Source organism: Catenulispora acidiphila DSM 44928, assembly GCF_000024025.1.
GTDB lineage: Bacteria > Actinomycetota > Actinomycetes > Streptomycetales > Catenulisporaceae > Catenulispora > Catenulispora acidiphila.
In genome coordinates this window covers 5,233,967-5,260,868 of the sequence record NC_013131.1, presented here as the reverse complement: position 1 = coordinate 5,260,868, position 26,902 = coordinate 5,233,967, and the positions used below count along the sequence as shown (strand labels likewise).

Genomic DNA, 26,902 nt, shown 5'->3' with positions numbered 1-26,902 from the left:
GCGGCGGCTACTGGATCTGGATCCGCTGCGCGAGGGCGTCGGCGAGCTCGTCCAGCTCGTCGGTGTACACCCCGGCGTACCAGGTCACGTTCAACATGACCAGGCAGTCGTATTCGCGCGGCCGCACCACGTAGACGGCGTTCTTCAGGATCGACAGGTCGGCTTCGCCGTCGGGGTCGGACAGCACCTGGAACTTCAGCCGGACCGCCGGGCCCAGCGGCAGCTCGCCGTAGACGACCTCGGGTTTGTCGGTGGCGCCGGCGGCCGGGGAGGTGAGCCAGTCCACGACGTCGGACAGCTCCGGCAGCTCGGGCATCATCGGCGAGGTGGCGTAGTCGCGTACTTCGATCCGGCCGGCTTCACCGCCCAGGGCGTAGGGCACCCACAGGATCGCCAGGGTCGCTCCGCGCTGCGCGGAGTCGGCGGTGGCCTGCAGCAGCATGTCGGAGAAGCCGTCGATCTCGGCTTGTCCGGCCTGTCCGGCGAGTTGGGCGTGGGCGATGGAGTCGGCCCAGGTCTTCAGGTCGCCGCTTTGCCCGACGGGCAGTGCGATGCCGTCTTTGGGCAGCGGTATGGCGACGCGGCGGCCCTTCACTGTGGCGTTCACCGCACCCACCTCAGCGTCGAGGCGATCGACTCGAACAGGCCGTCGAGGGCTTCGGCGACTTCGAACATCGGGGTGGAGAACGACAGCATCAGGAAGGCGTGGGAGTTGGGCACGGCCAACTGGATGTCCAGGTGGGACACGGGACGGTTGTTTCCCATCTGCCGCCCCGGGTCGGGCAGCTCCTGCCATTTGCGGCGCAGTGCCGGACCGGTCGGCAGCGTGATCATGCCGACGTCGTCGCCGTCGGCGGCGTAGGCCATCGCCAGGTCCTCCAGCGCCGGCGGCGCGGTGTCGCCGCGCGGCGGGATGAACGTGACGACCAGCGAGGCCGGCAGCGGCAGCCCGCCGACGATCATCAGCGACAGGTACAGCTCCAGCCCGCCGTTCTCCAAAGCCTGGGCGGCCTGCTGCCGCAGGCTCTCGCGCAGCTGGGCTTTGATGTGCGGGACGTTGTCCTGGCCTTTGAACTGCTTGTCGGTGATGTGCGCGATCGCGGCGTCCCAGGTCTGGGGGTTCAGGACGATCCGCTCCCAGCTCTCGGGCATGGCGACGCGGTAGTCCCGGGGAGGCGGCGCTTCCGCTCCCTGCTCCAGGGATATCGAAGCGTCCTGGCTCACTGGGTTCTCTTTTCCTCGGGGGGTGGCGCTGACGGAAGACCGGCGGCGACCGCGCGGCGGCGGCGCATCGGAGGGTGCGGTCAGGACCTGGTCAAGGCCCTCGTCAGCGGAGTCGGCAAGGTCATTGGAGTCGGCAGAGTCGGCGGTATAAGCGGATCAGCGGATCGGGGTCGGCGGGATCAGGGTCGGCGGGATCAGCGGCTGCTCACGGGAGTTTGCGGTCGCCGGGGCGCTGCCGCTGATCCTTGGCCGACCTGTCTGGCCTATCTGGCCTGCCCGACCTATCTGATCTGTTCGACTTGTCCGCCTTCGCTGCCTTGTCTGCTTTCTTCTTCTCTTTCTTCGCGGCTTCCATCTGCGCCAGCAGCTCCGGGTCGATGTTCATCCGGCCGCGGCCGGAAGCCGAGACGTCCATCGTGGTCCCGGCAGAGCCGGTGGCGGCGCTGACCCCGGGATGCCGCTGCGCGGCCAGCGCCTTCTCAGGCTCATCGGCACGCGGCTCCCGGCCCAGGACGTCGGTGTGGCACGCCAGCACCGCCTCGACCAGACCGGCGCCGTAGGTGGCGGCGGCCAGCCGGTGCAGGCCGTCCCATTTGAAGCCGGCCTTCTTCAAGGCCCGCTTCTGAAAGAAGGACATGCCCTCCAAGACCCGGAGGACTTCGGCGGGCGGCAGCGCTGGCGTATCCATGACTCGATCCTAAATTGCGGGGGAGAGGCGCCGGCTGCGCGCCGGTGCGCTGTCGGCTCAGTTGCCCGGGTCGGCGCCCACAGCGGAGGCGATGGGACGCAGCGGCTGGGCGTCGTAGTTCTCCATGCCGGAGTTGGTGGCGTTCCAGTCGCCGGCGTGCAGCCAGCCCACGCCCGCGTGGTCGCCGCCGACACCGGGCACCCAGCTGGGGATCTGGTCGCTCTTGAACAGGTTGACGTTCATGAACCCCGGCTCCCAGGACTTCATGTTCTCCGGGATCTGCAGGTTCGCCAGCCCCAGACCCAGCGGGAAGGTGCTGTTGGACCAGCCGGCGAGGTGGAACTTCCAGCCGGCTTCCTTGGCGAAGTTCGGCCCGAAGCTGGTCAGGCTCGGCGCCTCGAACTTCAGGTTCCCGGCCTTCAGGTCCCCGACCTTGCCCAGGACGTCCTTGAACGGCCCGGTGGTCAGACCCTTGCCGAACTCCGAGCGCGCGACCTTGAACACGCTGTTGCCGTTCTTCAGCGCCAGCACGTCCTTGGCGGACATGTCCGAGAGCTCCAGCGCCTCGCTGATGCCCTTGCCGCCGGCGCGCGCGGCGTTGAACGCCTCAGCACCCTTGGACAGCTTCGCCGCGGTGCCCAGCATCCGGCCGGCGCCGCAGGACAGCAGGCCGACGACGTCGATGGCGACGTCGAACCAGTTGCCTTTGCCGTCCAGGGCGGAGATGGTGTCGCTGATCAACGCCACGGCACCGGCGATCAGGGCGATCGCGCCCAGCACCTCGCCGAGGATCGGCACCCAGGCCAGCGCCAGCGCCAGGATCCCGCACACGCCGGCGATCGCGCCGGCGATGTGGCCGATGTCGGCGACCAGGTCCTTCCAGTCCACGTCCCACCAGTGGTGGGTGGGGTTCTTCAGGCCGTCGCCGTTGATGAAGTCGTTGATGGCGCCGGCGACGGCTTTGCCTTCCCTGTCGCGGATGTCGATGGCGTGCTGGATGTCGGCGCCGGCCTTGTTCACCACGGCGTCGGCGGCGGCCTTGTCGTTGTGCGCCTTCTGCTCCGCGGGCGTCAGGCCGTTGGCACCGGGGGTGTTGGTGGGGTCCGGGTGCGTGTTCGGCGTCGCCGGGGCGCCGGCGACCGGCTTGGGCAGCGCGTTGCCCTGCGCGGTGCTGAGCTGGCGCGCCGCGGACTGGGAGTCGGCGTCGGCGGCACGGCCGCGGTTCAGCGCGTCCTGAGCCTTCACCTGCGCCAGCTCCAGGGTGGAGGCCCATTCGGTGCCGGAGCGCCAGGAGACCTCGTCGTGCGGTCCCGACGGGCGCACGGTGCTGCCCAGGGCTTCGGCGGCCTCGTTGTACCGGCCGAAGGCCTTCTGCAGCAGGTCCGCGGTATCGCCGACCTTCTTGGCGAAGGCGCGGCCGGAGTCGGCGTCCCAGCCCTGGCCGTCGACCAGGTTGCGCAGGTTCGCAGCCTGCTTGTTGATGGCGTCGGCGGTGTCGCGGAAGCGCTTGCCGAGCGCGGCCACCTGGTAGGGGTCTCCGGGGATCAGGTCGCCCTGGGTGACGGAGGCGGTCTGCCAGTCGAAGCTGGTCCAGTCGCGCGACATTACTTCTTCGCCCCCTGAGTCTGCTGGAAGGCGTTGATCAGGGACTTGGCCAGGTCGGCGTCCAGGCCGTCCCAGTGCTCGGCGGACTGCGTGGCCGTGGTGGACAGCGTGTCCAGGTTCTGGGTCAGCGAGTCCCGCTTCTTCGACCAGTCCGAGGCGAAGTTGTTCAGAGCACCGGCGACGTCCCCGGAGCCCATCTCGCCGGCGGCCGCGCCGGTGATGTCCGTGGAGTGGCTGAACTCATCGCGCAGCCGGCCCAGTTGGGTCCCTATGTCGCGAAGCGTCCCGGTGTTGATTGCTATGTGATTGGCCATGGTTGTGGCGCGTCCCTCCCGTGAAAAGCCCGTCAACCGCGGCACGAGCGTAGCCAACCTGGATGCGGCGCGTCACGTCTTCGGCCGATATTGGGAAGCCCTGTGAGGTTTAGGGGCTGATCTGAGGCCTTTGACGTGACCGTTCGCGACTGCGGGTCGGGGGGACCGGTCCCCATGGGGGATGGGCAACTTTACATAATGTACATTATCGGGCAATCGCAGGAGGGGGTCGGGAGGGGTTTTGCGAGGTGTGTTGCGGGGTGTTGAGGTACTGGTGTGCGAGTGTTCGACGATGGTTCAGGTTCGCTGGGCACGATCTTGTGTGCGGCTGATGGCTGGCGGCTCAGTGCGCAACGGATCTACGGATCTTAGGAGCGCGTCTTCGGCTGCTGTGAGAGCAGATCTGACGTTCAGCGCCACCGAGCCGCGTGGCGCATCTGAAGCACAATGCTCCTCAACCCGCCGCAAGCCCTCTCCGCCACTCCATAGCCATGTCGTGTAATGCTGATTACGCGTCCTGATGTACCCGTTTCGGCGACTACCGCTTGTACATCAAAGAAACGCCGTCGCCGACCGGCAGCATCACGACGTCGACGCGTTCGTCGCGCACGACCTTGTCGTTGAACTCCTTCAGCAGCCGGGTGGACTCCTCCTCCGGCTCGTCCTGCACGACGCGTCCGCTCCACAGCACGTTGTCCACCGCGATCACTCCCCCGGCGCGCATGCGCGGCACGAGTTCGCTGTAGTACGTCCAGTACGAGGGTTTGTCGGCGTCGATGAACGCGAAGTCGATGTACTCCTGCTCCGGCAGCGCCGCCAGGGTTTCGGCGGCCGGCGCCAGCCGCAGCTCGATCCGGTCGGCCAGGCCCGCCTGCTGCCACGCCGCGCGCCCGATGCTCGTCCATTCCTCGCTGACGTCGCAGCACAGCAGCTTGCCGCCGGGGGCGAGTCCGCGTGCGATGGCGATGGCGGAGAAACCGGTGAACGTCCCCACTTCGACCGCGTGCTTGGCGTTGGTGAGCCGCACCAGCAAGGTGAGCAGCTGCGCCTGCTCGGCGCCGATTTGCATCCCGGACGGCGAGCCCAGCTCGGTGGTGCGGGCGATCAGAGCTCTTTGCACCTCATCCAGGGCGGTGGTGTGGTCCACGACGTAGTCCTGGAGCGCGCCGTCCAGGTTGATCGAGCCTCGGGTCATGCTGGTGACGATACGCGCAAGGCCGCCGCCCCGCCGCGCCGTGAGCAGCCACCCGTGCTCGATCACGTTGCGGCTCCGGCGCTGACCAGTGGCGCCGGTACGGCCTGGGCAGCCTTGGGGTGTTCGCGTACTGCGGGCAGCAGCAGCACTGCCAGGTTCGCTCCCCCGACCAGTACCGCCGCGACCGCCAGCGGCAGCGCTGTGCCGACGGCTGTGGCGATCGGGGCGGCGAGCGCCAGTCCGGCGGGGCGGGCGGCGAAGGAGATGAGGCTGTCGAAGGAGCCGACGCGGCCCAGGGCATGCCGAGGAATGCGCTGCTGGACGGTGGTCTCCCACAGCGGATCCAGGATGCCCAGGCCGAACATGCCGGCGGTGTAGGCGGCCAGCAGCAGCGGCAGGGGTGCGGTGGCGGCGAGCGCCGCCAGCGGCAGCGCGTAGGCGGAGGCGCCGAGGGCCACGGCTATCAGGGGGCGTTGGAGGTGCAGGCGCCCTGCCGTCCAGACGCCGGCGAGCATGCCGGCGGTGCCCGATTGCAGGGTGATGACCCAGGCGGTGCCGCCGCCGAGGTGGTTGACGGCGATGACCGGGCCGAGGGTGAGCAGGAGGCCGGCGGTCATGTTCCAGATGCCGTGGCCCAGGACGTTGGCGATGAACCAGGAGTGGCGGCGGGTTTCGGTCCATCCGGCGCGCAGCTCCTGCAGGAACGGCGCGCGCCGCACGGTGTCGCGGCTGTCGGTGGCGTTGTTGCCATCGGCGTAGGTGTCGGCGTCGGCATTGTCGGTGGCCAGTGCTGTGGCCGTGGCCGTGGCCGTGACCGTGGCGCTGTGGCGTGCCGGTGTGGGCAGCCCGCCGAGGGTCAGTGCCGATCCGGTGAACAGCGCCGCGGTCAGCAGCGATGACCAGCCGGCTCCGATGCCGAGCATGAGGCTTCCGGCGACGCCGGGTCCGGCGAACTGCGCCAGTTGCTGCCACACCGACAGCCGTGCGTTGAGTCGCTGCCGCTGCGGTCCGCAGACCGTGGCCGATACCAGGGTCCGTACTGCCGGTGTGCCGAAGGCGACGGCGCCTCCGGTCAGTGCCGCCAGCGCCGACAGCGCCGCGACGTTCACGCCGCCGGCCAGCAGGGTGGCGCCGATGCCGGCTTGGGCGGCGGCGCGGGTGAGGTCGGCGGCGAGGATGACGCGGCGCGCCGGGAACCGGTCGGCGAACACCCCCGCCACGGGCAACAGCAGCAGCATGGGGACGAATTCGCAGGCCAGGATCACGCCGAGGGCTCCGGCGGCGCTGCCGGCGTGCACGACGGCCAGGGTCAGCGTGGTGGGGATCAGGGAGGTGGCCAGTGCGGCGGCGGTGCGGCCGAGCATGAGTCTGCGCACACCGACCGCGCCCGGCGCGCCGACTGCATCCGACTCCGGGGAGGGGGCTGTCATACCCGCCACAGTATTTCGCCACCGAATCATTCGTCAACGAAATACTTCTCGCTCGAACCTTCGCTGGCGAAACATCGCCGTGCCGCTCCATACTGACCCCATGGAGGACTCTGTCGACCGTCACCTGGCCCGCTGGCGCGGCAAAGCGCCGTACGACGAGACGGTCGAGGCGGTCATCACCCGGATGCAGAACCTCACCAAGCACGTCGCGCACGGCAAACGCCGCATGGTCGAGCAGATCGGTCTGCAGGACTTCGAGTTCCAGACGCTGCACCGCCTCGCCGCCCGCGACGACCGCCGCGCCACCCCCGGGGAGCTGGCCGCCGAGCTGCTGCTCTCCCCCGCCGGCGTCACCGGCCGCCTGGACGCCCTGGAGCAGGCCGGGCTGGTCCGCCGGATCCGCGGCACCGCCGACCGCCGCCGCGTCGATGTCGAGCTCACCGACGCCGGCCACGCCAAGTGGCTGGCGGGCATGCGCTTCCAGGACGAGGTGGAGCGGCAGATCGTCGGCGCCCTGGACGAGCGGGAGCGGGCCCGCGTCAACGCCCTGCTGAAGAAGATGTTGCTGCGCGCCGAGGAACTCGCCGCCACCGACACCCACCCCGCGGCCGGCGCCGACCGCCGCGGCTGACACCCACCCCGCGGCCGACAGTCCGCACCGGGCTGGCTGAACACCGGCGAATCCGCAGCACCGCGCGCGCCGCACGTCAGCGCCGCGGGACTTTCGTGCAAACCCATCCGTTCGGGCAGGCGCGCGCCACTGCCGCGCGTGATCCGCCACCTGGTCGCGCACTGGTGGGCCGGCTTTGGTTCGCCTTAGTTCAAAAGGGAGCCCTTTCGGACCCCGGCACGGGCAATGACTAGGAGGACCCGGCCATGACGATCACTCCGGACCGCACCGCCGAGCAAGCGCCCGAGGATCCCGCCGCCACGGACTCGCCGCTGTCCCTGAGTACTGATGCGGCCCGCAATCTGGCCACCACCACCAAGACGCAGCCGCAGATGCGCGGCATCACCTCCCGCTGGCTGCTGCGGCGCCTGCCGTGGGAGGAGGTCTCCGGCGGCACGTACCGGGTGAACCGGCGGCTGAGCCTGGCGGTGGGCCGGGGGCGGGTGGCGGTGGTGCAAAGCGGCGCCGACGACATCCGGATCGTGCCGGAGACGCTGCGGGAGATCCCGGTGATGCGCGGGTTCGCCGACGACGCGGTGCTGGCCGAGCTGGCCGGGTTGTTCACGCCGCGGGACTTCGCCCCCGGCGAGGTCATCGCCGAGGCCGGGCATCCGGTCGACGAGGTGTTCATCCTGGCGCACGGCCGGGTGGAGCGCAGCACCATCGGCGCCTATGGCGAGCCGACGCTGCTGGGCGTCCTCACCGACGGCGCGCACCTGGGAGATGAGGTGCTGCTGCAGGCCGATCCGCTGTGGAGCGCCACGGTGAAGGCCACCACCGCCGGCACGCTGCTGGCGATGCCGATGGCTGACTTCGCCCGCATCCGCGAGGGCAACGCCGACCTGCGGGAGCACATCGACGCCTTCGTGGCCCGCACCGACCGTGCGGTGAACTCCAAAGGCGAAGCGGTCGTGGACGTCACCTCCGGACACGAAGGAGAGGTCGAACTCGCCGGCACCTACGTGGACTACGAGCTGTCCCCGCGCGAGTATCAGCTGTCGTTGACGCAGACGATCCTGCGGGTCCACTCCCGCGTCGCCGACCTCTACAACGACCCGATGGACCAGGTCAAAGAGCAGCTGCGGCTGACGATCGAGGAGATCCGGGAGCGGCAGGAGTGGGAGCTGCTGAACAACCGGGAGTTCGGGCTGCTGCACAACACCGACTACGACCAGCGGATCAGCACCTGGTCCGGGCCGCCGACCCCGGATGACATGGACGACCTGTTGGCGATGCGCCGCAGTACCACCATGTTCCTGGCACACCCCAAGGCGATCGCGGCGTTCGGCCGCGAGTGCAGCAAACGCGGCCTGTACCCGGACCCGGTGCTCATCGACGGACACGCGGTCCCGGCGTGGCGCGGCGTCCCGATCTACCCCTGCGGCAAGATCGGCGTCGCCGACGGCCACACCTCCTCCATCGTGGCGATGCGCCTGGGCCGGGAACAGCAGGGCGTGGTCGGGCTGCGGCAGACCGGCATCCCGGATGAGTACGAACCGGGCCTGAACGTCCGGTTCATGGGGATCACCGACAAGGCGATCATCAAATACCTGGTCACCGCGTACTACTCGACCGCGGTCCTGGTGCCCGACGCCATCGGGATCCTGGAGAACGTCGACGTCGCGGCACCGCGCGGCTGAGGAACACCGGAAGGCCAAGCGGAAGCTGAAGCGGAAGGGGACGGGGACTGATGGGCACGATCGCTGCGGTGCCGCACACCGGACTGGGCATGGCGGCCTCACGGCTGTCGCAGACCGGACGGCCGGCACGCGTGACCGAGGCGCTGTACTGCCCGCCGGCAGTACGCGACGACCCAGGCCTGGCCGAGACGGTGCAGCAGCGCCTCGACGCCTGGGCCGCCGGCGTCGGGCTGGCACCGGGCCCGGCTGCCGGACTCGGACGGCTGGCGGTGCTGGCGCATCCGGACACCGACGATGCGGGCCGCCTGGAGGTGGCGGCGCGGCTGCTGGCGGTCGGACGGGTGCTGGCCGCTGGGGCGATGGGAGCTTCGGAGGCGGATCTGCTGCGGCGCGCGCCGGAGCGCTCCGGGGCGCCGCAGGACTCCCCCGCTGCTGCTGCTTCGGCTGCTGCTGCGTCGCCGGCCGGTGCTGTCGGCGAGGCGCTCGCGCAGATCTACGACGGCTGCGACGTCCCCGATGACGCCCTGCCTTCCCACCTGGACCTGGCCGATCCGGCGCGCGCCGGTCTCGCCGGTGTCGCCGCCCCGGCGCTGCTGTCGGCGATGGCCGGGCTCGGCGGATTGCCGGCTTCGCCGTATCAGGTCGCGCGGGTGCGGGCCGAATGCGAGGCGTTGTCTGCGGCGGCGCCTACGGCTACCGTCTCCGGTCCGCGTCCGCCGTGGGAGTACCTGTCGCTGGGGCACGTCAACGCCTACAGCCCGGCGTTGGCGGCGCTGGACGCGGTCGACGGGTACGAGTTGTCGCCGTCGTCCTCAGGCGATCCGGAGCTGCGGCGCGCGCAGCGGCTGGCGGCGTTGGCGGCGGCGTTGCTGCACGACATCGCCTCGCCGGCACCGTCGGGTCTGACTGCGGCGATCGCGCGCGCCGAGGGTCTTACCGCAGGCGCTGCGGGGCGGCGTGCCGCGCAGGTCCACGACGAGGCGATGCGGGCGTTCCAGCATCACGCCACACAGCTGGCCGGCTCGGCCGATCCTTCCACTCGCCGATATCTGGCGGGCCTGTGGACGTGGCTCGGCGGACACCGCACCTGGCACGCGGTCTGCGAACACGCCGTCGCCGAGCACCCCGCGCCCTGACACGAGCTTTCTTCTCCGCTGTATCCGCTTGATCCGCACTATCGGCACTATCGGCTTGACCTGCTTGACCCGCTGTATCCGTCCCTGTTCCTACGACGCAGCCTTGCCTCGCAGTACCTCTACGAAGGGTGGTTTCGCCATGGGTTCGCAGTCTGCTGTCACCAGCCGCTACCAGGAGTCTGTCGCCGACTACTGGGACCGGGAGAAAAACCCGGTGAACATCCGCTTAGGCGAGGTGGACGGTATCTACCACCACCACTACGGCATCGGCGACGTCGACTGGTCGGTGCTGCAGGCGCCGGCCGACGACCGGGAGGCGCGCGTCATCGCCGAGATGCACCGGTTGGAGACGGCGCAGGCCGAGTTCCTGCTGGACCAGCTCGGTCCGGTCACCGCCGAGCAGCGGCTGCTGGACGCCGGGTCCGGCCGCGGCGGCACGTCGCTGATGGCCTCGCTGCGGTTCGGCTGCCGCGTCGACGGGCTGTCGATCTCCGGCAAGCAGGTCGACTTCGCCAACAACCGCGCCGAGCAGATGGGCCTGTCGGGGAAGGTGAACTACCACCTGCGCAACATGCTGGACAACGGCTTCGCCGACGGCACGTTCCAGGCGATCTGGAACAACGAGTCGACGATGTACGTGGACTTGCACTCGCTGTTCGCCGAGCACGCGCGCTCCCTGGCGCCGGGCGGGCGGTACGTCACTATCACCGGCTGCTTCAACGACGCCTACGGGGCGCTGCCGTCGCGGTCGGTGAGCCAGATCAACGCGCACTACATCTGCGACATCCATCCGCGCTCGGAGTACTTCGCGGCGATGGTCGAAAACGGCCTGGTCCCGATCAGCGTGGTGGACCTGACGGCGGCGACGATCCCGTACTGGGAGCTGCGGGAGCAGTCGAACGTGACGACCGGGATCGAGGAGGCGTTCCTGACCGCGTACAAGGAGGGCAGCTTCCACTACCTGATGATCGCCGCCGACAAGGTCTGAGGGCCCGCGACGTCCCGGATCTGTGAGGACTTCACCGAAAGTAATGCGGGGAGAGACGCCATGACCCTGATCGCCGACACCGGGCGCAGCGCTGCGGCGGTGCTGCCGGGTTTGGCCGCGCTGACCGGGCCGCCGCCGGCGCGGCCGCCGTGGGAGGCTGCCGCACCGGAGGCGCGTTCGGAGCACTGGCACAGCTCCGATGTCGATCCGGGTCCGGAGAGCCCGGCGCGTCCGCCGCAGCATCCTGAGCGGCTGGCGCCGGCACCGATCGAGCTGCGCGCGTGGGGCGACGGGTCGCATTCCCCGCTGTACTGTCCGGCGCCGTCCCGCCTCGACGAGGCCCTGGCCGCCGACGTGAACGCACGTCTGGTGGCCTGGGCCGAGCGGATCGGGCTGCACGCCGGGCACCTGGAGGAGTTCGCCAAGACCGGCTTCGGCCGGCTGATCACCCTGGCGCACCCCGAATGCGACGACCCGGACCTGCTGCTGGTCTCCGCACAGATGAACGCCGCCTGGTGGGCGAGCGATGACTACTACGCCGACGAAACCGACCTGGGCGCCGTCGCCGAAGCACTACCGGAGCGCCTGGCACTGGTCTCCTCAGCACTGGACCCCCCACCCCCGGTCGGGGAGTTCACACCGCCACTACAGGACGCCGTCGTCTCCGACCCGGTACTGGTATCCCTGCGCTCGGCACTGGCACACGTCACCCGCCACGCCTCAGCAGCACAAGTGATGCGCGTACGGCACACCACACACCAGATGTACGTGTCCTGGAACGCCTACAACGCCTGGCGCCACGCCGGCATCACCCCCCAGGCCTGGCGCTACCTAGCAGCACGCCAACACGACTCCTTCTACACCTCCATGATCCTCATCGACGTCGTCGGCGGCTACGAACTCCCCCCAGAACTGTTCGCCGAACCCCTGTTCCACCGCGCCCTGACCCAAGCCGGCACAGCAGCAGTCCTCGTAAACGACCTGGCATCAGCAGCCCGCGAAGCCGGCGAGGACCCAGACTGCAACCTGGTCCTCCTCCTAGCCGCCGAACGCGACTGCTCCATCGCCGAAGCCACCGAGCAGGTGGTCGCCCTGCACAACGACGTGGTGCGCGGCTTCGAGCACAGCCGCGCTGCGCTCGCGGCCGTGCCCTCGCCGGAGCTGCAGCGGTTCGTCCTCGGCGCACGCGCATGGATGGGAGGGTGCTTGGAGTGGCACGACAACTCCTCCCGGTACAAGTAGCGCCTACCTAGCTGCCGGTAGGGACTCACCAGACTCACCGGGGGTGGTCGGGCGGCGCGCGCCGCCCGACCACCCATCGCACTCGCCCTTACGCTCGGGTTGTGACCGACGAGCGCCTCTTCCCCATACGCCCGGCCAGCGCCGAGGATTACGCAGGGCTCGCCGCACTGGAGCTGGCAGCCGACGCGGTGTTCGAACAGTTCGGCATCTGGCCGCTGCCACAGACGCAGCCGCTCCCGCTGCCGCACACGCCGGATTTCACCGACGCCGCCGCAGTATTGGTGGCGGGCCGCCCACCGGTGGGATTCGCACGCCTGGACCTGGTCGGCGCCGTCCCGCACATAGAGCAGCTATCGGTGCATCCTGCGTTCGTCCGCCGCGGCTTAGGAACGGCACTGGTACAAGCGTGCTGCGACTGGGCCGTGTCGAACCACCACAGCGCACTGACCCTGACGACGTTCGCCGACGTACCGTTCAACGCCCCGTTCTATGCCCGCCTCGGATTCACCGTCATCGACCCCGCCGCACTGCCCGAGCCCTTGGCAGCACTGCGCCGCCACGAGGCCGAGATCGGGTTGGACGCGCTCGGACCCCGGGTGGCTATGCGGTGTGCTCTTCCGGCCAGCGGTCCTCGACATACAGCCTGATCAGCGCGGCGTGTGACAGGGCGCTGCTGGTGTCGGTGACGTCGCCGTTGACGGTGTAGTCCAGCAGCACGATGTCGCCGTCTGCGGCGCGCAGCTCGGCGATGAGGTCGGTGACGTTGTGCTCCAGTACCCAGCGGTAGGCGGGTAGGAAGATGCGGCGGCGGGCCTGCTCGTACGGCAGCAGGTCCTGTCCGTTCAGGCCTGCGCGGTGGCCGAGGACGGGCCCGTGCTTGCGGACGGTGCGCTTCAGGCCGGTCATGGACGCCACGTCGAGCTTGCGCGGGTCGACGTCGCTGCCGGGGAACACCTTCAGTGCCTGCCAGATGCCCTCGACCGACTGGGACACGGCGCCGTCGGACAGCGGCACCGGGATGCCGCTGTGGGGGAAGAACGGGCTCATGCGTACCCAGGGCTGCGGGCCTTTGGACGTGACGTCGATGATGCGCGCGCCGCTGAACTCCGCGCTCAGCGACGCGGCGGAGCGTCGGCGGCTGGCGATGTGGATCGTCATGCGCCTCAGCCTCGCCGAGAGCACCGACAGTCCCGCCCGAGCCACATAGGCGCCGCACCGCCCAGCACCGACGCGGCATGCTGACCGGTCAGCTGGACGGCGAAGCCCACCAGTCCACGGGCCACCACCCCTAAACCTCCGCCGCCGGCCCCGGCACATACGGCTTGCGCCGCACCACCAGCAGCGCCACGTCGTCGTCCAGGCGCGCGCCGGCGTGTGCTGCCAGGCCGGTGAGGATCTGGCGGGTCAGCTCCGCTGGGCTGGTTGCGGGGCGGCCGGTGAGGAAGGCGGGGAGGTCGAAGAAGCGGCCGGTGTGGTCGCGGGCTTCGGTGGTGCCGTCGGTGTAGAGCAGGAGGGTGTCGCCGGGGGCGAAGCGGGCTGAGGCCGGTGCTGAGGCGCTGCCGGATGGGGTGGCCAGGTCGAACAGGCCCAGGGGTGGGCCGGGTTCGGCTGGCGCTAGGGCGGCGACGTGGCCGTCGCGCATCAGCAGGGGTGGGGGGTGGCCGCAGTTGACGACTTCCACGGTGGGGCGTTCGGGGTGGACGGAGAGCAGGACGGCGGTGACGAACTCCTCGGTGCCGGCTGGGCGGCGGGCCAGCATCGCGTGCATGCGGTCGGCGACGCGGGACAGGTCGGCCTCGGTGTATGCCGCCTCCCGGAACACGCCGAGGACGTCGGCGGCTGCCTCGACCGCCGGCAGGCCCTTGCCGCGTACGTCGCCGATGAGCAGCCGGTCGCCGAAGCGCGTCGACAGCGCCTCGTACAGGTCGCCGCCGATGCGGGCCTCGGCGGCTGCGGCGCGGTAGGCCACCGCGGTGCGGACCTGCGTCAGCTCCGGCGGCACCTCCCGCAGCACCACGTGCTGCGCGGTCTCCGCGACGCTGCGCACGTTCGCCAGCATCCGCGACTGCCGCCCCACCAGGCCCAGGCTGACGGCGCTGACGACCGTCACCACCAGGATCGCGCCGCACGCGGCGACCTCCACCTCGCCGGCGACGTGCAGCGAATAGGTGTACAGCACCGCCGAGACGCCGATGGCGGTGATGGAGGTGCAGATCGTCTGGAACACCGAACGGGTCAGCAGTGCCGACAGTGCCGGGGCGACCGACAGGGTCGAGGAGAAGGTGACTTCCTTCGGCGTGGCCAGGTCCGCGCCGACGATGACCGCGATGAACAGGTACGGCACCAGCCGCTGCGTCCACGTCGAATGCGCCGGCGTCACCGTCACCGGCGTGCCGCCGGCCTCCGGGTCGCCGGGCACCACGGCCGCGGACACCGCGATGTCGCGCCGGGGGTCCGGGCGGCGGAGCCAAACCATCGTCTCGTGTCCAAAAGGGGGGTCGGCGGCACTGCGCGCCAGGCGCGGTGCCTCAGTCGGATCGGATCGGCTCGGCTCGGATCGGTGCGATCAGCGGATCACGGCCCGGGCCGCCGCGGCGCGCGCAGCTGCGCCGAACGCGCGACCCGCCGCGGCAGGCACCGCCGCGGGAAGCCCCGGCGGCTGGCCGTCAGCGCTGTCGTCACCACCGTCACCACAGGGCGCTACACATCGAGATCCACCACCACCGGCGCGTGGTCCGAGGCGCCCTTGCCCTTGCGCTCCTCCCGGTCCACATACGCGTCGCGCACCGCCCCGGCGAACGCCGCATTGCCGAACACCAGATCGATCCGCATGCCGTTGTTCTTCGGGAACGCCAACTGCCGATAATCCCAATACGTATACGGCTTGTCGTACTTCAATGCCCGAGGCAGCACCTCCACCAGGCCCTGCGCCTCAAGATCGGCCAACTTCGCCCGCTCAGCCGGCGTCACATGCGTGGACTCGGCAAACAACGACATGTCCCACACATCGGCATCGGTCGGAGCGATGTTGAAATCCCCCAACACCGCATACGGCAACTCCCCCCGCGCCGGCTCAGCCACCGACGCCGTCAACGAATCCAACCAGCGCAGCTTGTAATCAAAATGCGGATGCCCCAACTCCCGGCCATTGGGCACATACACACACGTCACCCGCACACCACCACAGGTGGCAGTCAAAGCCCGCGGTTCGGCGACCCCGTCGAAATCCGGCAGATCCGGCCAACCCCGCCACACATCAGCAATCGGCAGCCGCGACAGAATCGCCACACCGTTCCACCGGCCCGTCCCCCACGTCGCCGCCTGATACCCCACATCAGCCAACTGCCCGGCCGGGAAAGCCTCATCGGTGGTCTTCAACTCCTGAAGACACACCACATCCGGCTTCGCCGAGTCCAACCAGCCCACCAGCCGCTCGACCCGCGCCGTCACCGAATTCACATTCCACGTCGCCACCCGCACCACCATGCCGGACAGCTTATGGGTCACAGCCCGAACTTCGCGCCGCGGACCGCCGCCACCGCCTGCTCCGGACCCTCCATCTCCACCACCGAATGCCCCTGCCGCCCCGACATGAACATCACCAACTCCCCCGGATCAGCAGTCACCGTCACCACCGGCGCCCCCTTATGCGCCACCGCCGTCTGCCCATCCGGGCGCCGCAACACCAAACCCGCCGGCGCGCGCCGCCCCACCAGCTTCGCCATCCCCGAAGCCCGCTTCCACAACACCTCAGCCAACTCCGGATCCAGCACCCGCGGCTCCCACCCCGGCTTGGCCCGCCGCACATCCTCACAATGCACGAAGAACTCCACAACATTCGCCGCCTCATCCACCGCCGCCACCCCCAACAGCGACCGCTTCGACGGCCCGGCGGCCACCATCTCCACCAACTCCGGCCACGGACGCGCCGCGAACTCCGCCTGCACCCGCGCCAGCCGCGGCGCCAACGCCTTCATCATGATCCCGCCGGCGGCATCCAGCCGCCGCTCCCGCACCACCACATGCGCCGCCAAATCCCGCGTCGTCCACCCCTGGCACAACGTCGGGGCATCCGGACCGGCATCGGTCAACACTTGGGCGAGGTGAGCGCGCTCAGCGCGTGCATGGGTTCCCATAAGCCCAGGGTAGGGGCGCGCCCACCCGGCTGTCTGGTACACCCCGCGGCGGTCCGCTACACCGCTGTCTGGTTCGTCACAGCACCACGGCGCGCGCCACCTCACACCCGGCGATTCGGCCAAGGGTGTGGCTCGATCGACCACAAGGTGGCGCGGCTGTAGCGCTCCGGCGCTTGTTACGATGCAAGATAGTTGTATGGGTACTAATACCACCGTCGCCGCCGTATTCAGGCCCCTGCTCACCGCCGCGCTCGGCACCGCGCCGCCGCCGGTCCGGTTCGAATTCTGGGACGGCAGCTCACTGGCGCCCCGAACCGGCCGCACCGTCGGAGCCGTGGTCGTGCGCTCCAAGGACGCACTGGCCCACATGGTGTGGGCACCCGGAGAGCTGGGACTGGTCCGGGCGTTCGTAGCCGGGGACCTGGACTTCAGCGGCGACATCTTCACCGTGTTGCGCACCCTGCAACAGGGCGCGCCGAACGACGCCAGCCTCGGCGCCCAAGCGGCGCTCAAAGCACTCGGCGCCGCCGCGAAAATGGGCGCCCTGCGCGGACGACCCGCCCCGCCGGAGCAGGAAGCACACCCCAAGGGACGGCTGCACAGCAAACGCCGCGATTCGCAGGCCATCAGCCACCACTACGACGTCGGCAACGAGTTCTACGAGCTGGTCCTCGGCGAATCGATGACCTACTCCTGCGCCCGCTTCGTCTCCCCCGAAGACGACGGAAGCCAAGGACCGGCCGCCACCATGGCCCTCGCCGACGCCCAAGCCGCCAAACACGACCTGATCTGCCGCAAACTCGGCCTGGACCGCGGCCCGGGCATGCGGCTGCTGGACGTCGGCTGCGGCTGGGGCTCCATGGCGATCCACGCCGCCACCCACTACGGGGCGCGCGTCGTCGGCATCACCATCAGCGCGGCGCAGGCCGAACTGGCACGCGAGCGCGTCGCCGCCGCCGGCGTCAGCGACCAGGTGGAGATCCGGCTGCAGGACTACCGGGACCTCAGCGGGGAACGGTTCGACGCCATCTCCTCAGTCGGCATGTTCGAACACGTCGGTACCGAGCGGACCGCGGAGTACTTCGACACGCTGTTCGCGCTGTTGGGCCCGGGCGGCCGGCTGCTGAACCACGCCATCTCCAGCCCCGGCGGGTCGAAGATCAGCAGCCGCAGCTTCATCGGCCGGTACGTCTTCCCCGACGGGGAACTGCTGGACGCCGGCGTCACCGCGGCCGCGATGCAGCAGGCCGGGTTCGAACTGCGGGACGTGGAGGCGCTGCGCGAGCACTACGCGCTGACGCTGCGCGCGTGGGTGGAGAACCTGCAGAAGAACTGGGACCGCGCGGTGGAGCTGGTGGGCGTGGGGCGGGCCCGGGTGTGGCTGCTGTACATGGCCGGCTCCGCCCTCGGCTTCGAGGACGGCGGCATCGGCATCCACCAGCTGCTCGGAGTGGTACCGGAAGAATCCGGTGCCGCACGGATGCCGGCCTCGCGCCGCAGCTGGATGTGAGAGACCGGCTCCGGTGTCCGGCCGGGCGCGCGCTGGTCGCGCTGGTCGGATACCGGAGCCGAGTGACTTTTTGCTTGATGCCGGATGCCGGATGGCCGGATGCTGGCGGCTGGCGGCAGTCTGGCCGGTCCTAGTTGCCGTCCGGCCGCACGTACCAGTACTCGATGCCGGGCTGAGGAATGGTCTTGGTCGGGCGGTGCACGATCGCCTGCTGGTCCTGCCGCGTCGAGGTGACCACGGCCCGAGTGCACGTCGGTCACGGCGTAGCCGTTGTTGGTGAGCGTCTGCTGCCCGGAGGCGGCGATCACCGGCACCCGACCGGAGGCGGCGATGTCCGCGCTGACCTTCGCCAGGCTGTTCTCGTCGGCGTTGATCAGCATCGCCACCGGCGTGTGGCACTGGATCCGTATCGTGGCCATCCACATCCCGTCCAGCAGCACCACGGTGTCCCGGTCCGGCGTCAGCGTCCGGCACACCGCGTTCGACGCCGCCACCTCGCCCAACTCGGTCCGGTCGGTCGCGACCGGGGCGCTCGCCGCAGCCGCCGGTACCACGAACGCCGCCGAGATCACCAGCGCCGCGACGGTGGCCGTGGCGACCGGCGTCAGCAGCGAGCGGCGCTCGGTGTTCTTCTGCCGACCGTGCATCCAGCCGGCCACCGCCCGCGTCGCGGCCGCGGCCGTCCACACCGCCAGCAGCACCATGCCCGGCAGGATCACAACCACCAGGCGCCGGTCGGCATAAGGGTGGTCGGGGGTGATGGAGGGCCGCCACAGCTGAATGGCCGCCGACACCATGTACACCGGCAGCGCCGGCAGCCAGCGCAGCTCATCTCCGCGCAGCACCCGCCAGGTCAGCGCGACCGCGCCGACCAGAGCCGCGGCCAGCAGCGGCCAGCCCACATACCAGGACACCCAGCGCAGGCTCTGCTCGGCGTAGGTACGTGTCCCATCCGGTGACAGACCCGCCAGCTGCTGCAGCGACTCCAGATACTGCGACGACGGGGAGTTCGACCGCGCCGTCGACACATACGGCCGCACCACCAGCGCCAGCCCCAGCACGCCGGCCACGCCCGCGGCGGCGGCCGGCACCAGGCGCCACAGCCGCTGCGGCATACCCCAGCGCCGAACGACCGCGGCCACGGCGAACGACACGATGGAGGACACGATGAACGCTTCGGTGGCCAACTTCGCCGAATCCTTGTTCCCCAGCACATACGGCCAGGTCAAAAGGCGCGCGTCGAGGGCTCCGAGACCGAGGCCGAACATGGCGCCGAGCAGCCAGGCGCCCACGCCGGGGCGGCGCCGCGCCCACATCCACGCCGGTACCGGCATCAGCAGCGCCAGGTCCAGGACCAGGTCGAGCCGGACCAGTTCGCCGACGCCGAGCACCAGTCCCGCGATGAAGGCCATCGTGCGCAGCTGCGTGGAGCTCTTCTCGGCGGCTTCGCTGGCGACCAGCAGGTCACCGAGCAGGTAGACCGCGGCGACCAGCAGCAGCAGCGCGGGCATCTCGGAGAACGTGGTCTGGGAGTTCTTCAACACCGGGAAGGCCAGTCCGGTGACCAGTGCCGCCAGCGGCGCCCAGCGCGGCCCGGCAAGCCGTGCGGCCAGGCCCGCGATCGCCAGCAGCCCGGCGGCGCCGACCAGCGCCGGCATCAGCAGCTCGCCGGTCCAGCCGTGGACCCACCAGCCGGCGGCGACCATCGAGGGCCACCCGGTCATGAACTGCGGCACGATCTGCCCGCCGACGCGGTAGAACGCCGCACTGTCGTAGGTCATCTCCCCGGCCGAGCCGCCGAACGCCCCGGCCGGTACCGGATTGTCCAGCCGGCCGTTGTGCGCCAGCTGGTAGCCGATCTCGGCGTAAGAGCCGTTGTCCCGGTGCAGGATCACCTGCTCGCTGTGGGTGGCGCCGGCGAACACCATGAACACCCCGGCTATGGCGAGCACCGCGCCCAGCACCCACCACGGCACCCGCAGCGTCGCCGAGGCCCGTATCGCCGGCGGCAGTCCGAAGCGCAGCAGCACGGCCGCCAGCACGATCGACAGCGGCCACGCCGTCCACGGCCGGAACTGGTGCATCCACACCAGCGGGAACGTCGCGATCAGCCACGCGGTGACCACCAGCGCCGGCGCCACGGCCAGAACGGCCAGCAGCGCCGCCGGCTGGGTTTGCCGGACGCGCGCTCGCATGGCGCCAATGAGGACGAGACGGTTCAACGATCCCTCACCTATGAAGTCGACGAGTGTTCGGTGATCCGCACGTACGTGAGGGCAGCATGAGCCGCTCGAATGCGCTGGCCGGTGGCGGGCGGGGCGAATCGCAGAGAGTCTACTGAACCGAAGGTGAGACGAACGTGAAGAAGTTTCCCTGCTGTGGCCACTGGTGCGACTTTATGCTGTCCGGCCGCACAACGAGGGCCCGCAGAACCCGTTCAGGGGGTTCCGCGGGCCCTGGAAGCCTGCCGCTCTAGACCGCCGGAGGCGGCGTGTCACCAGGCTGGATGTGCGGGATCGCCTCCGTGGGCTCCACACCCATCTTCCCGGAACGGAAGTCCAGCAGCGCCTGACGGATCTCATCCTCGGTGTTCATCACGAACGGGCCGTAATGCACCACCGGCTCCCGGATCGGCTCACCGCCCAGGACGATCACGTCCATCGTGGGGTGGCGCCCCTCCTGCTGCTGATCGGCGGCGATCACGATCGAATCGCCCGCGCCCAGCACCGCGGCCTGCGCCGACTTCACCGGACGACTCTGGTCACCGACCGTGCCGCGGCCGTTGAGCACATACACCAGCGCGTTGAAGTCCTTGCGCCACGGCAGCTCCACCCGGGCGCCCGGCGTGATCGACAGGTGCGCCAACGTGATCGGCGTGTGCGTGCTGCCCGGGCCCTGCACCCCGTCGATACCGCCGGCGATGACCCGCACCAGCGCGCCACCGTCCTGCGAGGAAGCCAGACCCACCTGGCCGCTGCGGATGTCCTGGTAGCGCGGCGGCGACCACTTCTTCGCCGCCGGCAGGTTCACCCACAGCTGGATGCCGTGGAACAGCCCGCCGCTCTGCACCAGCTTCTCCGGCGGAGTCTCGATGTGCAGCAGACCCGAACCAGCCGTCATCCACTGCGTGTCGCCGTCGGTGATGACACCGCCGCCGCCATGGCTGTCCTGGTGCACGAACGTGCCGTCGATGATGTACGTGACGGTCTCAAAACCCCGGTGCGGATGCCACGGCGTGCCCTTCGGCTCCCCGGCGGCGTACTCCACCTCGCCCATCTGATCCATCATGATGAACGGATCCAGATACTCCGACCGGATCCCGGCGAACGCCCGGTGCACCGGGAAACCCTCCCCCTCGAAACCGCTCGGCGCGGTCGCCACCGCCAGCACCGGCCGCGGCGTCGCATCCGGCGCGACAGCGGCGATACGGGGCAGCGCCAGCGGGTTCTCTACAGTCACAGCAGGCACGGCAGCCTCCAGGGGTCGGATCGGGGCCGGTTCACGGTCACCCGGCTCCAACGGTAGTTGAAAGTTGAATATTCCGCGCGGGCAGATGCCCCGCGCACGCAGTCCCGCACCCTGCGCCGCTACCGAGGCGCCCTAGGCAACTCCGGCAAAGCCGTCCCGAACAGCCACGCCTGGAACAACCCGGCCACGTCCCGCTCCACCCGCGACGCCACCAACCCCGTGAAATCCGCCGTCGACACCGTCGAATGCCGGAACCGCCGCGTCCACTCCCGCAGCACCCCGAAAAACGCCTCATCCCCGACCGACAACCGCAGCGCGTGCAACGTCAACGCACCCCGCTTGTACACCCAGTCATCGAACAGATCCGCAGGACCCGGATCAGCCAACACCACATCCTGCGGCAACCGCGCCAAACGCTCATGCCACAAACGCGCGTGCCAATCCGCCGACCGCCCACCCGAACCCTCCGACCACAACCACTCCGCATAACACGCGAAGCCCTCATGCAGCCAGATATCCCGCCAATCCCCCAACGTCAAAGAATTACCGAACCACTGATGCGCCAACTCATGCGCGATCAGCCGCTCCCCATCCCAATCGGCGACCATATGGTTGCTGCCGAACAGCGACACACCCTGAGCCTCCACCGGAATCTCAAGACGGTCATCAGTCACCACCACCGTGTACGCGTCAAACGGATACGGCCCGAACAACCGCCCGAACAACGCCACCATCGCATCCTGCGACCCCAACGCCGCCCGCGCCGCCTCCAACCGCCGCGCCGGAGCCACCAGCGCCAACGGCACCCCGCCGGCCTCCCCCGACAACTCCAGACGCGCATACGGCCCGATCTGCACCGTCGCCAAATACGTCGCCATCGGCACATCCTGCACAAACGTCCACGTCGACGACGACCCGCTGTGCGCCACCCCCGCCAACCGGCCGTTCGCCACCACCCGGTACTGCGACGCCGTCGTCACCTGAACCCGGAACGTCGCCTTCTGATCCGGCCGGTCATTACACGGAAACCACGACGGAGCCCCCGTCGGCTGCGAAGCCACCAACACCCCGTCCGCCAACTGCTCCCAACCCAACCCCCCATACCGGCTCGACGTCGGACGCGGCGCACCCCGATACACCACCTCCAACACCACCTGCTCCCCAGCAGCCACCGCCGCCGGAAGCACCACCCGCAACTTCTCCTTGCGATGCTCGAACCGCAGCCGCCGGCCATCCTGCAAAATCACCCGATCCACCCGCAGATCGGCGAAATCCAACACCACCACCGACAACGCCGACGTCGCCCACAGACGCACCACCGCCACCGCCGACAACCGGTTCGAAGCCACCCGATAGTCCAACGTCAGCTCATAGTGCTCCACCACATAGCCGTCATCGCCACGGCGTGGGAAATACGAACCCGACGAACCCGACCCCGCACCAGCGCCCGATGCCGCACCCGAACCCGCACGGCGCGCGCCGGCCGCCACCTCCCCGCTCACGCCTGCTCCGGCCACGGCGCGATCGGATTGCCCTGCCACCGCGTATGCGCCGGCACCGACTCACCCCGCATCACCAACGACGCCGGACCCACCGTCGCCTGCGCCCCGATCTGCGCCGCCGGCAGAATCACACCCTGCGGACCCAACGTCGCACCCGCCTCCACCCGCACCACATCCATACTCATCACCCGATCATGAAACAGATGGGTCTGCACCACACACCCCCGGTTCACCGTCGAGGCATCCCCCAACACGATCAGATCCGCCTCCGGCAACCAATACGTCTCACACCACACACCCCGGCCCACCCGCGACCCCATTGCCCGATGCCACACGTTCAACGCAGCAGTGCCCAACCACGTCTCGGCGAACCACGGCGCCGCCACCAACTCCACGAAGTTGTCCGCCAACTCGTTGCGCCACACGAACGAACTCCACAGCGGCTGATCCGACACCCCGATCCGCCCCACCAAAACCCACTTCGCCACCACCGCCACCGCGCCCGCCACGACTCCTGCGGCCAAAAACACGACACCGCCCAACAACACCCCCGCAGCCACGCCCCAACTGCGCGCCACCTGCGTCACCACCGCCACCGCCGACAACCCCACCGCCGCCGTCACCATCATCGGCACCACCCGCGCCGCCTCGATCGCGGCGCGCGCTGCCTTCAACCGCCGCGGCGGGTTGTACGTCAACGCGTCATCGACATCCTGACCAGGACGGCGCAGCCGCTCCGGCGGCATCCCCAGATACGACTTGCCCCGCTTCGCCTTGTGCGGAGCCGCCGACAACACCCCGACCAGACTCTCCTTCGGCAGCTTGCGGCCCGGCGCCACCATCCCGGAGTTCCCCACGAACACCCGCTTGCCGATCCGCGCCTGCCCCACCCGCAGCCAGCCGCCCGCCATCTCATACGGCGCGACCATCGTGTCGTCGGCCAGGAACGCGCCGTCGTTCACCGTCGTCATCGCCGGAACCGCCAACACCGTCGACATCTCCACGCCACGCCCCACCCGCATGCCCAAAACACGCAGCCACGACGGCGTCAGGATGCTCGCGTACAGCGGATACAGCCACACCCGCGCCATCGCCATCAACTGCAGCGTCGCCCACGTCTGCCACGCCCGACGGCTGTGCAGCGGATGATCGCCGGCCACCATCCCGACACTCAACGCCCGGACACACACCAGCGTCAGCAGCGCGTAACAGACGACGAACACCGGCGTCGCAGGCAACACCCCCACCAGAGCCCACCCCAAGCCCTGCCACACCGTCGCCGTGTCATGCACGAACCCCGCCACGATCAGCAACGCGGGAATAGCCGCGACCAACGGGAACAACGCCAACCCCACCGCGGTCGTGCCGTAAATCAGCGTCCACACCCGCGAACGCCGCGCCAACCCCGGAGGCCGCTCCGCCTTCCGAAGACGCACCGCCGGCGACCCCGCCCACTCCTGACCAGCCGGAACCACACCGCCCACCGACGAACCCGGCGCGATCCGCGCCCGCTCACCGATCCGCGCCCCCGGCAACAACAACGACCGCGCACCCACCGACGCCCCCGCACCGATACGCAACTCACCCACCCGGACCCGGCCGCCGTCCACCCAGAACCCCGTCAGATCCACCTCCGGCTCCACCGACGACCCCGCGTCCATCCGCAGCATCCCCGTCACCGGCGGCGGCGAATGCAAATCCACCCCCGGACCCAGCCGCGCCCCCAACGCCCGCGCGTACACCGTGTTCCACGGGCCCGTCACCGTCGTCAACACACCCACCCGCCACGCCAACTGCTCCGCAGCCCACAACCGCAGATGCACCGACCCGCCCCGCGGATACTCACCCGGCCGCACACCCCGCACCAACAACCGCACCCCCGAAGCCGCCACCGCGATCCGGCCCGGCGGAGAGACGAACACCACGAACCCCGCCGCCACCCACCACCACGACACCCGCGGCGCCCACGGCACATCCACCAGATTCCCCAACGCCGCCAACAACGTCAGCCACCGCAGCGCACCCACCGTCGCCAACGGCAGCATCGCCACCACCTGCACCGCCTGCGCACCCCGGCTCACCGGCGCCACATCCGGCACCGACTCCGCGACCAGACCCACCGCCTCCGGAGCCAACGCCATCAGCCGCGCCGCCAACTCCCCCAACGTCGGATGGTCATACACATCCCGCACCGTCACCGTCGGATACCGCGACCGCAGAATCGACACAAACCGCGCCGCCACCAACGAACTGCCACCCGAATCGAAGAAATCCACCTCCGGACGCACCGGACGCTCGCCCAACACCGCAGCCCACGGCTCAGCCAGCCAATCCTCCGCGACCGTCAACTCCGCCGCCTCGACCGGCTCCTCCACCCCCGGCAACGGCCACGGCAACGCATTGCGATCCACCTTGCCCGACGTCCGCACCGGCAACTCCTCGACCACCGCGATCCTCGGCACCAACGCCGCCGGCAACTTCTCGCCCAACGCCGCCCGCGCCGCCGCCGTATCGAAACCCGGCTCGGCCGGAACCACATAGCCGACCAGAATCTCCGCGCCGCCAGCCGTCCGCTTCACCGCGGCAGCCGCGCCCGCCACCCCCGGCAACGCCTGGAGCGCGGCATCGACTTCGCCCAGCTCGATCCTGCGGCCACCCAGCTTCACCTGCTCATCGGCCCGACCCAGGAAAACCAGACCCTCAGCATCGGCCCGCACCAGATCCCCGCTGCGATACGCCCGATCCCAGTCCATCGACTTCAGCGGCGCGTACTTCTCAGCGTCCTTCTCCGGATCCAGATACCGCGCCAACCCCACGCCGCCGATCACCAACTGCCCCGAGCCGCCCATCGGCACCGGCTCTTCGGAGTCGTCGACGACCACTAGCTCCCAGCCGTCCAACGGCAGCCCGATACGGACCGGACTCTCACCGGTCAGCAGCGCGGCGCTCGCCACGACCGTCGCCTCGGTCGGGCCGTAGGTGTTCCACACCTCGCGCCCCGTCACGGCCAGACGCTCAGCCAGCTCCGGCGGACACGCCTCACCGCCGAAGATCAGCAACCTGACGTCCGTCAGCGCTTCGGCAGGCCACAGCGACGCGAGGGTCGGAACTGTGGAGACGACGGTGATGCCGTTCTCCACCAGCCACGGACCCAGATCGACTCCGCTTCGCACCAGCGCTCGGGGCGCCGGGACCAGGCACGCGCCGTTGCGCCAGGCCAGCCACATCTCTTCGCAGGAGGCGTCGAAGGCCACCGAGAGCCCTGCCAGCACGCGGTCGGTGGTGCCGATCGGCGCCTGGCGCAGGAACAGGCCGGCCTCGGCGTCCACGAACGCCGCGGCGTTGCGGTGCGATACGGCCACGCCCTTCGGCTTGCCGGTCGAGCCGGAGGTGAAGATGATCCAGGCGTCGTCGGTGAGGGTTGGGGGGCGGCGGGACGCGGGAGCGGCTGCGGCGTGCTCAGCTTGTTCGACCGGCTGGGTTCGCTCGGCCGGCTGGACCGGCTGGACCGGCTCGGCCGGCTCGGCCGGCTCGGCCGGCTCGGCCGGCTCGGCCGGCTCGGCCGGCTCGGCCGGCTCGGCCGGCTCGGCCGGCTCGGCCGGCTCGGCCGCGATGCGCAGACCTTCGCCGATCACCGCACGCACCCCGGCCTCGCCGAACACCAGCTGCGCACGCTCGTCCGGGTCGTCGGCGTCCACCGGCACGTACGCGGCGCCGGCTGTCAGCACCCCGAGAATCGCGATGTAGAGATCGACGGTCCCCGACGGGACCCGCACCCCGACCCGGTCCCCGGCACCGACACCCGCCCGGCCCAGCCGAGCGGCCATCGCCGAGGCCTCCACGAGCAGCGCGGAGTAGTCCAAGGCCCGGCGGCCGTCGTCCAGCGCGGTGGCGTCAGGGTGCGCACGCGCGGTCGCGTGCAGGATGTCGATGAGCGTTCGAGGAGCGGGTGCCAACGCCGACGCGTCATACACCGCAAGGGCGTCCAGACCGGACACCGGCTGATCCATTCGGGCATCCTCGCCGTCGGCAGGGCGGCGCGCGGGGGTTCGCGGCCTGGCCGATGTCAGGATATCAACAGAGATCATCACGCGAATTCCGACGACGCCCCGGGGATTACACTCGGCGCCGCCCTCCGCGCCGGGAGCGTACCC

The 26,902-nt window shown here is 69.9% G+C and carries 21 protein-coding genes; 7 read left to right on the top strand and 14 right to left on the bottom strand.

Going from position 1 to position 26,902, the window contains the following annotated elements; genetic code table 11:
• Positions 1-7 precede the first annotated feature (7 nt).
• From CACI_RS22870 to CACI_RS22840, 7 genes are all read right to left on the bottom strand, one after another.
• Positions 8-607, bottom strand: coding sequence for a hypothetical protein (locus CACI_RS22870; RefSeq protein ID WP_015793213.1), 600 nt, complete (start codon positions 605-607; stop codon positions 8-10).
• The gene (locus tag CACI_RS22865) at positions 604-1,224 is read right to left on the bottom strand and encodes a hypothetical protein (RefSeq protein ID WP_015793212.1); all 621 of its coding nucleotides are present in this window, start codon (positions 1,222-1,224) and stop codon (positions 604-606) included. The genes CACI_RS22870 and CACI_RS22865 overlap by 4 nt, the downstream gene beginning before the upstream one ends.
• Positions 1,225-1,429: 205 nt before the next feature.
• Complete coding sequence (locus tag CACI_RS22860; RefSeq protein WP_015793211.1) at positions 1,430-1,912, bottom strand: hypothetical protein; 483 nt, start codon at positions 1,910-1,912, stop codon at positions 1,430-1,432.
• Positions 1,913-1,969: 57 nt separating this feature from the next.
• The gene (locus tag CACI_RS22855; RefSeq protein ID WP_015793210.1) at positions 1,970-3,517 is read right to left on the bottom strand and encodes a hypothetical protein; all 1,548 of its coding nucleotides are present in this window, start codon (positions 3,515-3,517) and stop codon (positions 1,970-1,972) included.
• A complete protein-coding gene (locus tag CACI_RS22850; RefSeq protein ID WP_015793209.1) occupies positions 3,517-3,831 on the bottom strand; it encodes a hypothetical protein in 315 nt (104 codons plus the stop codon). Before CACI_RS22850 ends, CACI_RS22855 begins: the two co-directional genes overlap by 1 nt.
• A gap of 538 nt (positions 3,832-4,369) precedes the next feature.
• Entirely contained in the window at positions 4,370-5,026 is a 657-nt protein-coding gene (locus CACI_RS22845; RefSeq protein WP_015793208.1) for an O-methyltransferase, read from the bottom strand.
• Between the two features lie 62 nt (positions 5,027-5,088).
• The gene (locus tag CACI_RS22840) at positions 5,089-6,456 is read right to left on the bottom strand and encodes an MFS transporter (RefSeq protein WP_015793207.1); all 1,368 of its coding nucleotides are present in this window, start codon (positions 6,454-6,456) and stop codon (positions 5,089-5,091) included.
• A gap of 100 nt (positions 6,457-6,556) precedes the next feature.
• Here CACI_RS22840 and CACI_RS22835 point away from each other — a divergent pair, with 100 nt between their 5' ends.
• The 6 genes from CACI_RS22835 to CACI_RS22810 all read left to right on the top strand — a co-directional run bounded on the left by CACI_RS22835 (position 6,557) and on the right by CACI_RS22810 (position 12,779).
• Positions 6,557-7,087, top strand: coding sequence for a MarR family winged helix-turn-helix transcriptional regulator (locus CACI_RS22835; protein WP_015793206.1), 531 nt, complete (start codon positions 6,557-6,559; stop codon positions 7,085-7,087).
• Between the two features lie 245 nt (positions 7,088-7,332).
• On the top strand, positions 7,333-8,766 hold the full coding sequence (locus CACI_RS22830) for a family 2B encapsulin nanocompartment shell protein (protein WP_015793205.1): 1,434 nt from the start codon (positions 7,333-7,335) through the stop codon (positions 8,764-8,766).
• Positions 8,767-8,816: 50 nt separating this feature from the next.
• Positions 8,817-9,902: an isoprenoid biosynthesis enzyme family protein gene (locus CACI_RS22825; RefSeq protein WP_015793204.1), complete on the top strand. Its 1,086-nt coding sequence runs from the start codon at positions 8,817-8,819 to the stop codon at positions 9,900-9,902.
• Positions 9,903-10,041: 139 nt separating this feature from the next.
• On the top strand, positions 10,042-10,890 hold the full coding sequence (locus CACI_RS22820) for a geranyl diphosphate 2-C-methyltransferase (RefSeq protein WP_015793203.1): 849 nt from the start codon (positions 10,042-10,044) through the stop codon (positions 10,888-10,890).
• Positions 10,891-10,950: 60 nt separating this feature from the next.
• Positions 10,951-12,132, top strand: a complete 1,182-nt coding sequence (locus CACI_RS22815; protein ID WP_015793202.1) for a family 2 encapsulin nanocompartment cargo protein terpene cyclase — start codon at positions 10,951-10,953, stop codon at positions 12,130-12,132.
• Between the two features lie 101 nt (positions 12,133-12,233).
• Complete coding sequence (locus CACI_RS22810) at positions 12,234-12,779, top strand: GNAT family N-acetyltransferase (protein ID WP_015793201.1); 546 nt, start codon at positions 12,234-12,236, stop codon at positions 12,777-12,779.
• Here the strand turns inward: CACI_RS22810 and CACI_RS22805 are convergent.
• From CACI_RS22805 to CACI_RS22790, 4 genes are all read right to left on the bottom strand, one after another.
• Positions 12,733-13,290 (bottom strand): DUF6939 family protein, encoded by a 558-nt coding sequence (locus CACI_RS22805; protein ID WP_015793200.1) that lies wholly within the window; start codon positions 13,288-13,290, stop codon positions 12,733-12,735. The two genes, CACI_RS22810 and CACI_RS22805, sit on opposite strands and share 47 nt — an antisense overlap.
• Before the next feature lie 130 nt (positions 13,291-13,420).
• Entirely contained in the window at positions 13,421-14,608 is a 1,188-nt protein-coding gene (locus CACI_RS22800; protein ID WP_015793199.1) for a PP2C family protein-serine/threonine phosphatase, read from the bottom strand.
• A gap of 224 nt (positions 14,609-14,832) precedes the next feature.
• Entirely contained in the window at positions 14,833-15,612 is a 780-nt protein-coding gene (locus CACI_RS22795; protein ID WP_041542227.1) for an exodeoxyribonuclease III, read from the bottom strand.
• A 23-nt stretch (positions 15,613-15,635) separates the two neighbouring features.
• The gene (locus CACI_RS22790) at positions 15,636-16,268 is read right to left on the bottom strand and encodes a TIGR03085 family metal-binding protein (RefSeq protein WP_015793197.1); all 633 of its coding nucleotides are present in this window, start codon (positions 16,266-16,268) and stop codon (positions 15,636-15,638) included.
• A 196-nt stretch (positions 16,269-16,464) separates the two neighbouring features.
• On the opposite strand from CACI_RS22790, the gene CACI_RS48150 reads away from it, so the two are divergent.
• The gene (locus CACI_RS48150; RefSeq protein WP_143765354.1) at positions 16,465-17,778 is read left to right on the top strand and encodes a class I SAM-dependent methyltransferase; all 1,314 of its coding nucleotides are present in this window, start codon (positions 16,465-16,467) and stop codon (positions 17,776-17,778) included.
• A 2,472-nt stretch (positions 17,779-20,250) separates the two neighbouring features.
• Here CACI_RS48150 and CACI_RS22770 read toward each other — a convergent pair.
• The 3 genes from CACI_RS22770 to CACI_RS22760 all read right to left on the bottom strand — a co-directional run bounded on the left by CACI_RS22770 (position 20,251) and on the right by CACI_RS22760 (position 26,758).
• Positions 20,251-21,246, bottom strand: coding sequence for a pirin family protein (locus tag CACI_RS22770; protein ID WP_015793195.1), 996 nt, complete (start codon positions 21,244-21,246; stop codon positions 20,251-20,253).
• Between the two features lie 119 nt (positions 21,247-21,365).
• Positions 21,366-22,748, bottom strand: a complete 1,383-nt coding sequence (locus tag CACI_RS22765; protein ID WP_015793194.1) for a M1 family metallopeptidase — start codon at positions 22,746-22,748, stop codon at positions 21,366-21,368.
• On the bottom strand, positions 22,745-26,758 hold the full coding sequence (locus tag CACI_RS22760) for a Pls/PosA family non-ribosomal peptide synthetase (protein WP_015793193.1): 4,014 nt from the start codon (positions 26,756-26,758) through the stop codon (positions 22,745-22,747). Before CACI_RS22760 ends, CACI_RS22765 begins: the two co-directional genes overlap by 4 nt.
• Positions 26,759-26,902 lie beyond the last annotated feature (144 nt).

Excerpts from the sequence above, each read along its gene's own strand:
- CACI_RS22860 (WP_015793211.1), bottom strand. The coding sequence starts at position 1,912 with ATGGATACGCCAGCGCTGCCGCCCGCCGAAGTCCTCCGGGTCTTGGAG.
- CACI_RS22855 (WP_015793210.1), bottom strand. The coding sequence starts at position 3,517 with ATGTCGCGCGACTGGACCAGCTTCGACTGGCAGACCGCCTCCGTCACC.
- CACI_RS22850 (WP_015793209.1), bottom strand. The coding sequence starts at position 3,831 with ATGGCCAATCACATAGCAATCAACACCGGGACGCTTCGCGACATAGGG.
- CACI_RS22845 (WP_015793208.1), bottom strand. The coding sequence starts at position 5,026 with ATGACCCGAGGCTCGATCAACCTGGACGGCGCGCTCCAGGACTACGTC.
- CACI_RS22840 (WP_015793207.1), bottom strand. The coding sequence starts at position 6,456 with ATGACAGCCCCCTCCCCGGAGTCGGATGCAGTCGGCGCGCCGGGCGCG.
- CACI_RS22835 (WP_015793206.1), top strand. The coding sequence starts at position 6,557 with ATGGAGGACTCTGTCGACCGTCACCTGGCCCGCTGGCGCGGCAAAGCG.
- CACI_RS22830 (WP_015793205.1), top strand. The coding sequence starts at position 7,333 with ATGACGATCACTCCGGACCGCACCGCCGAGCAAGCGCCCGAGGATCCC.
- CACI_RS22825 (WP_015793204.1), top strand. The coding sequence starts at position 8,817 with ATGGGCACGATCGCTGCGGTGCCGCACACCGGACTGGGCATGGCGGCC.
- CACI_RS22820 (WP_015793203.1), top strand. The coding sequence starts at position 10,042 with ATGGGTTCGCAGTCTGCTGTCACCAGCCGCTACCAGGAGTCTGTCGCC.
- CACI_RS22815 (WP_015793202.1), top strand. The coding sequence starts at position 10,951 with ATGACCCTGATCGCCGACACCGGGCGCAGCGCTGCGGCGGTGCTGCCG.
- CACI_RS22805 (WP_015793200.1), bottom strand. The coding sequence starts at position 13,290 with ATGACGATCCACATCGCCAGCCGCCGACGCTCCGCCGCGTCGCTGAGC.
- CACI_RS22800 (WP_015793199.1), bottom strand. The coding sequence starts at position 14,608 with ATGGTTTGGCTCCGCCGCCCGGACCCCCGGCGCGACATCGCGGTGTCC.
- CACI_RS22790 (WP_015793197.1), bottom strand. The coding sequence starts at position 16,268 with ATGGGAACCCATGCACGCGCTGAGCGCGCTCACCTCGCCCAAGTGTTG.
- CACI_RS48150 (WP_143765354.1), top strand. The coding sequence starts at position 16,465 with ATGGGTACTAATACCACCGTCGCCGCCGTATTCAGGCCCCTGCTCACC.
- CACI_RS22760 (WP_015793193.1), bottom strand. The coding sequence starts at position 26,758 with ATGGATCAGCCGGTGTCCGGTCTGGACGCCCTTGCGGTGTATGACGCG.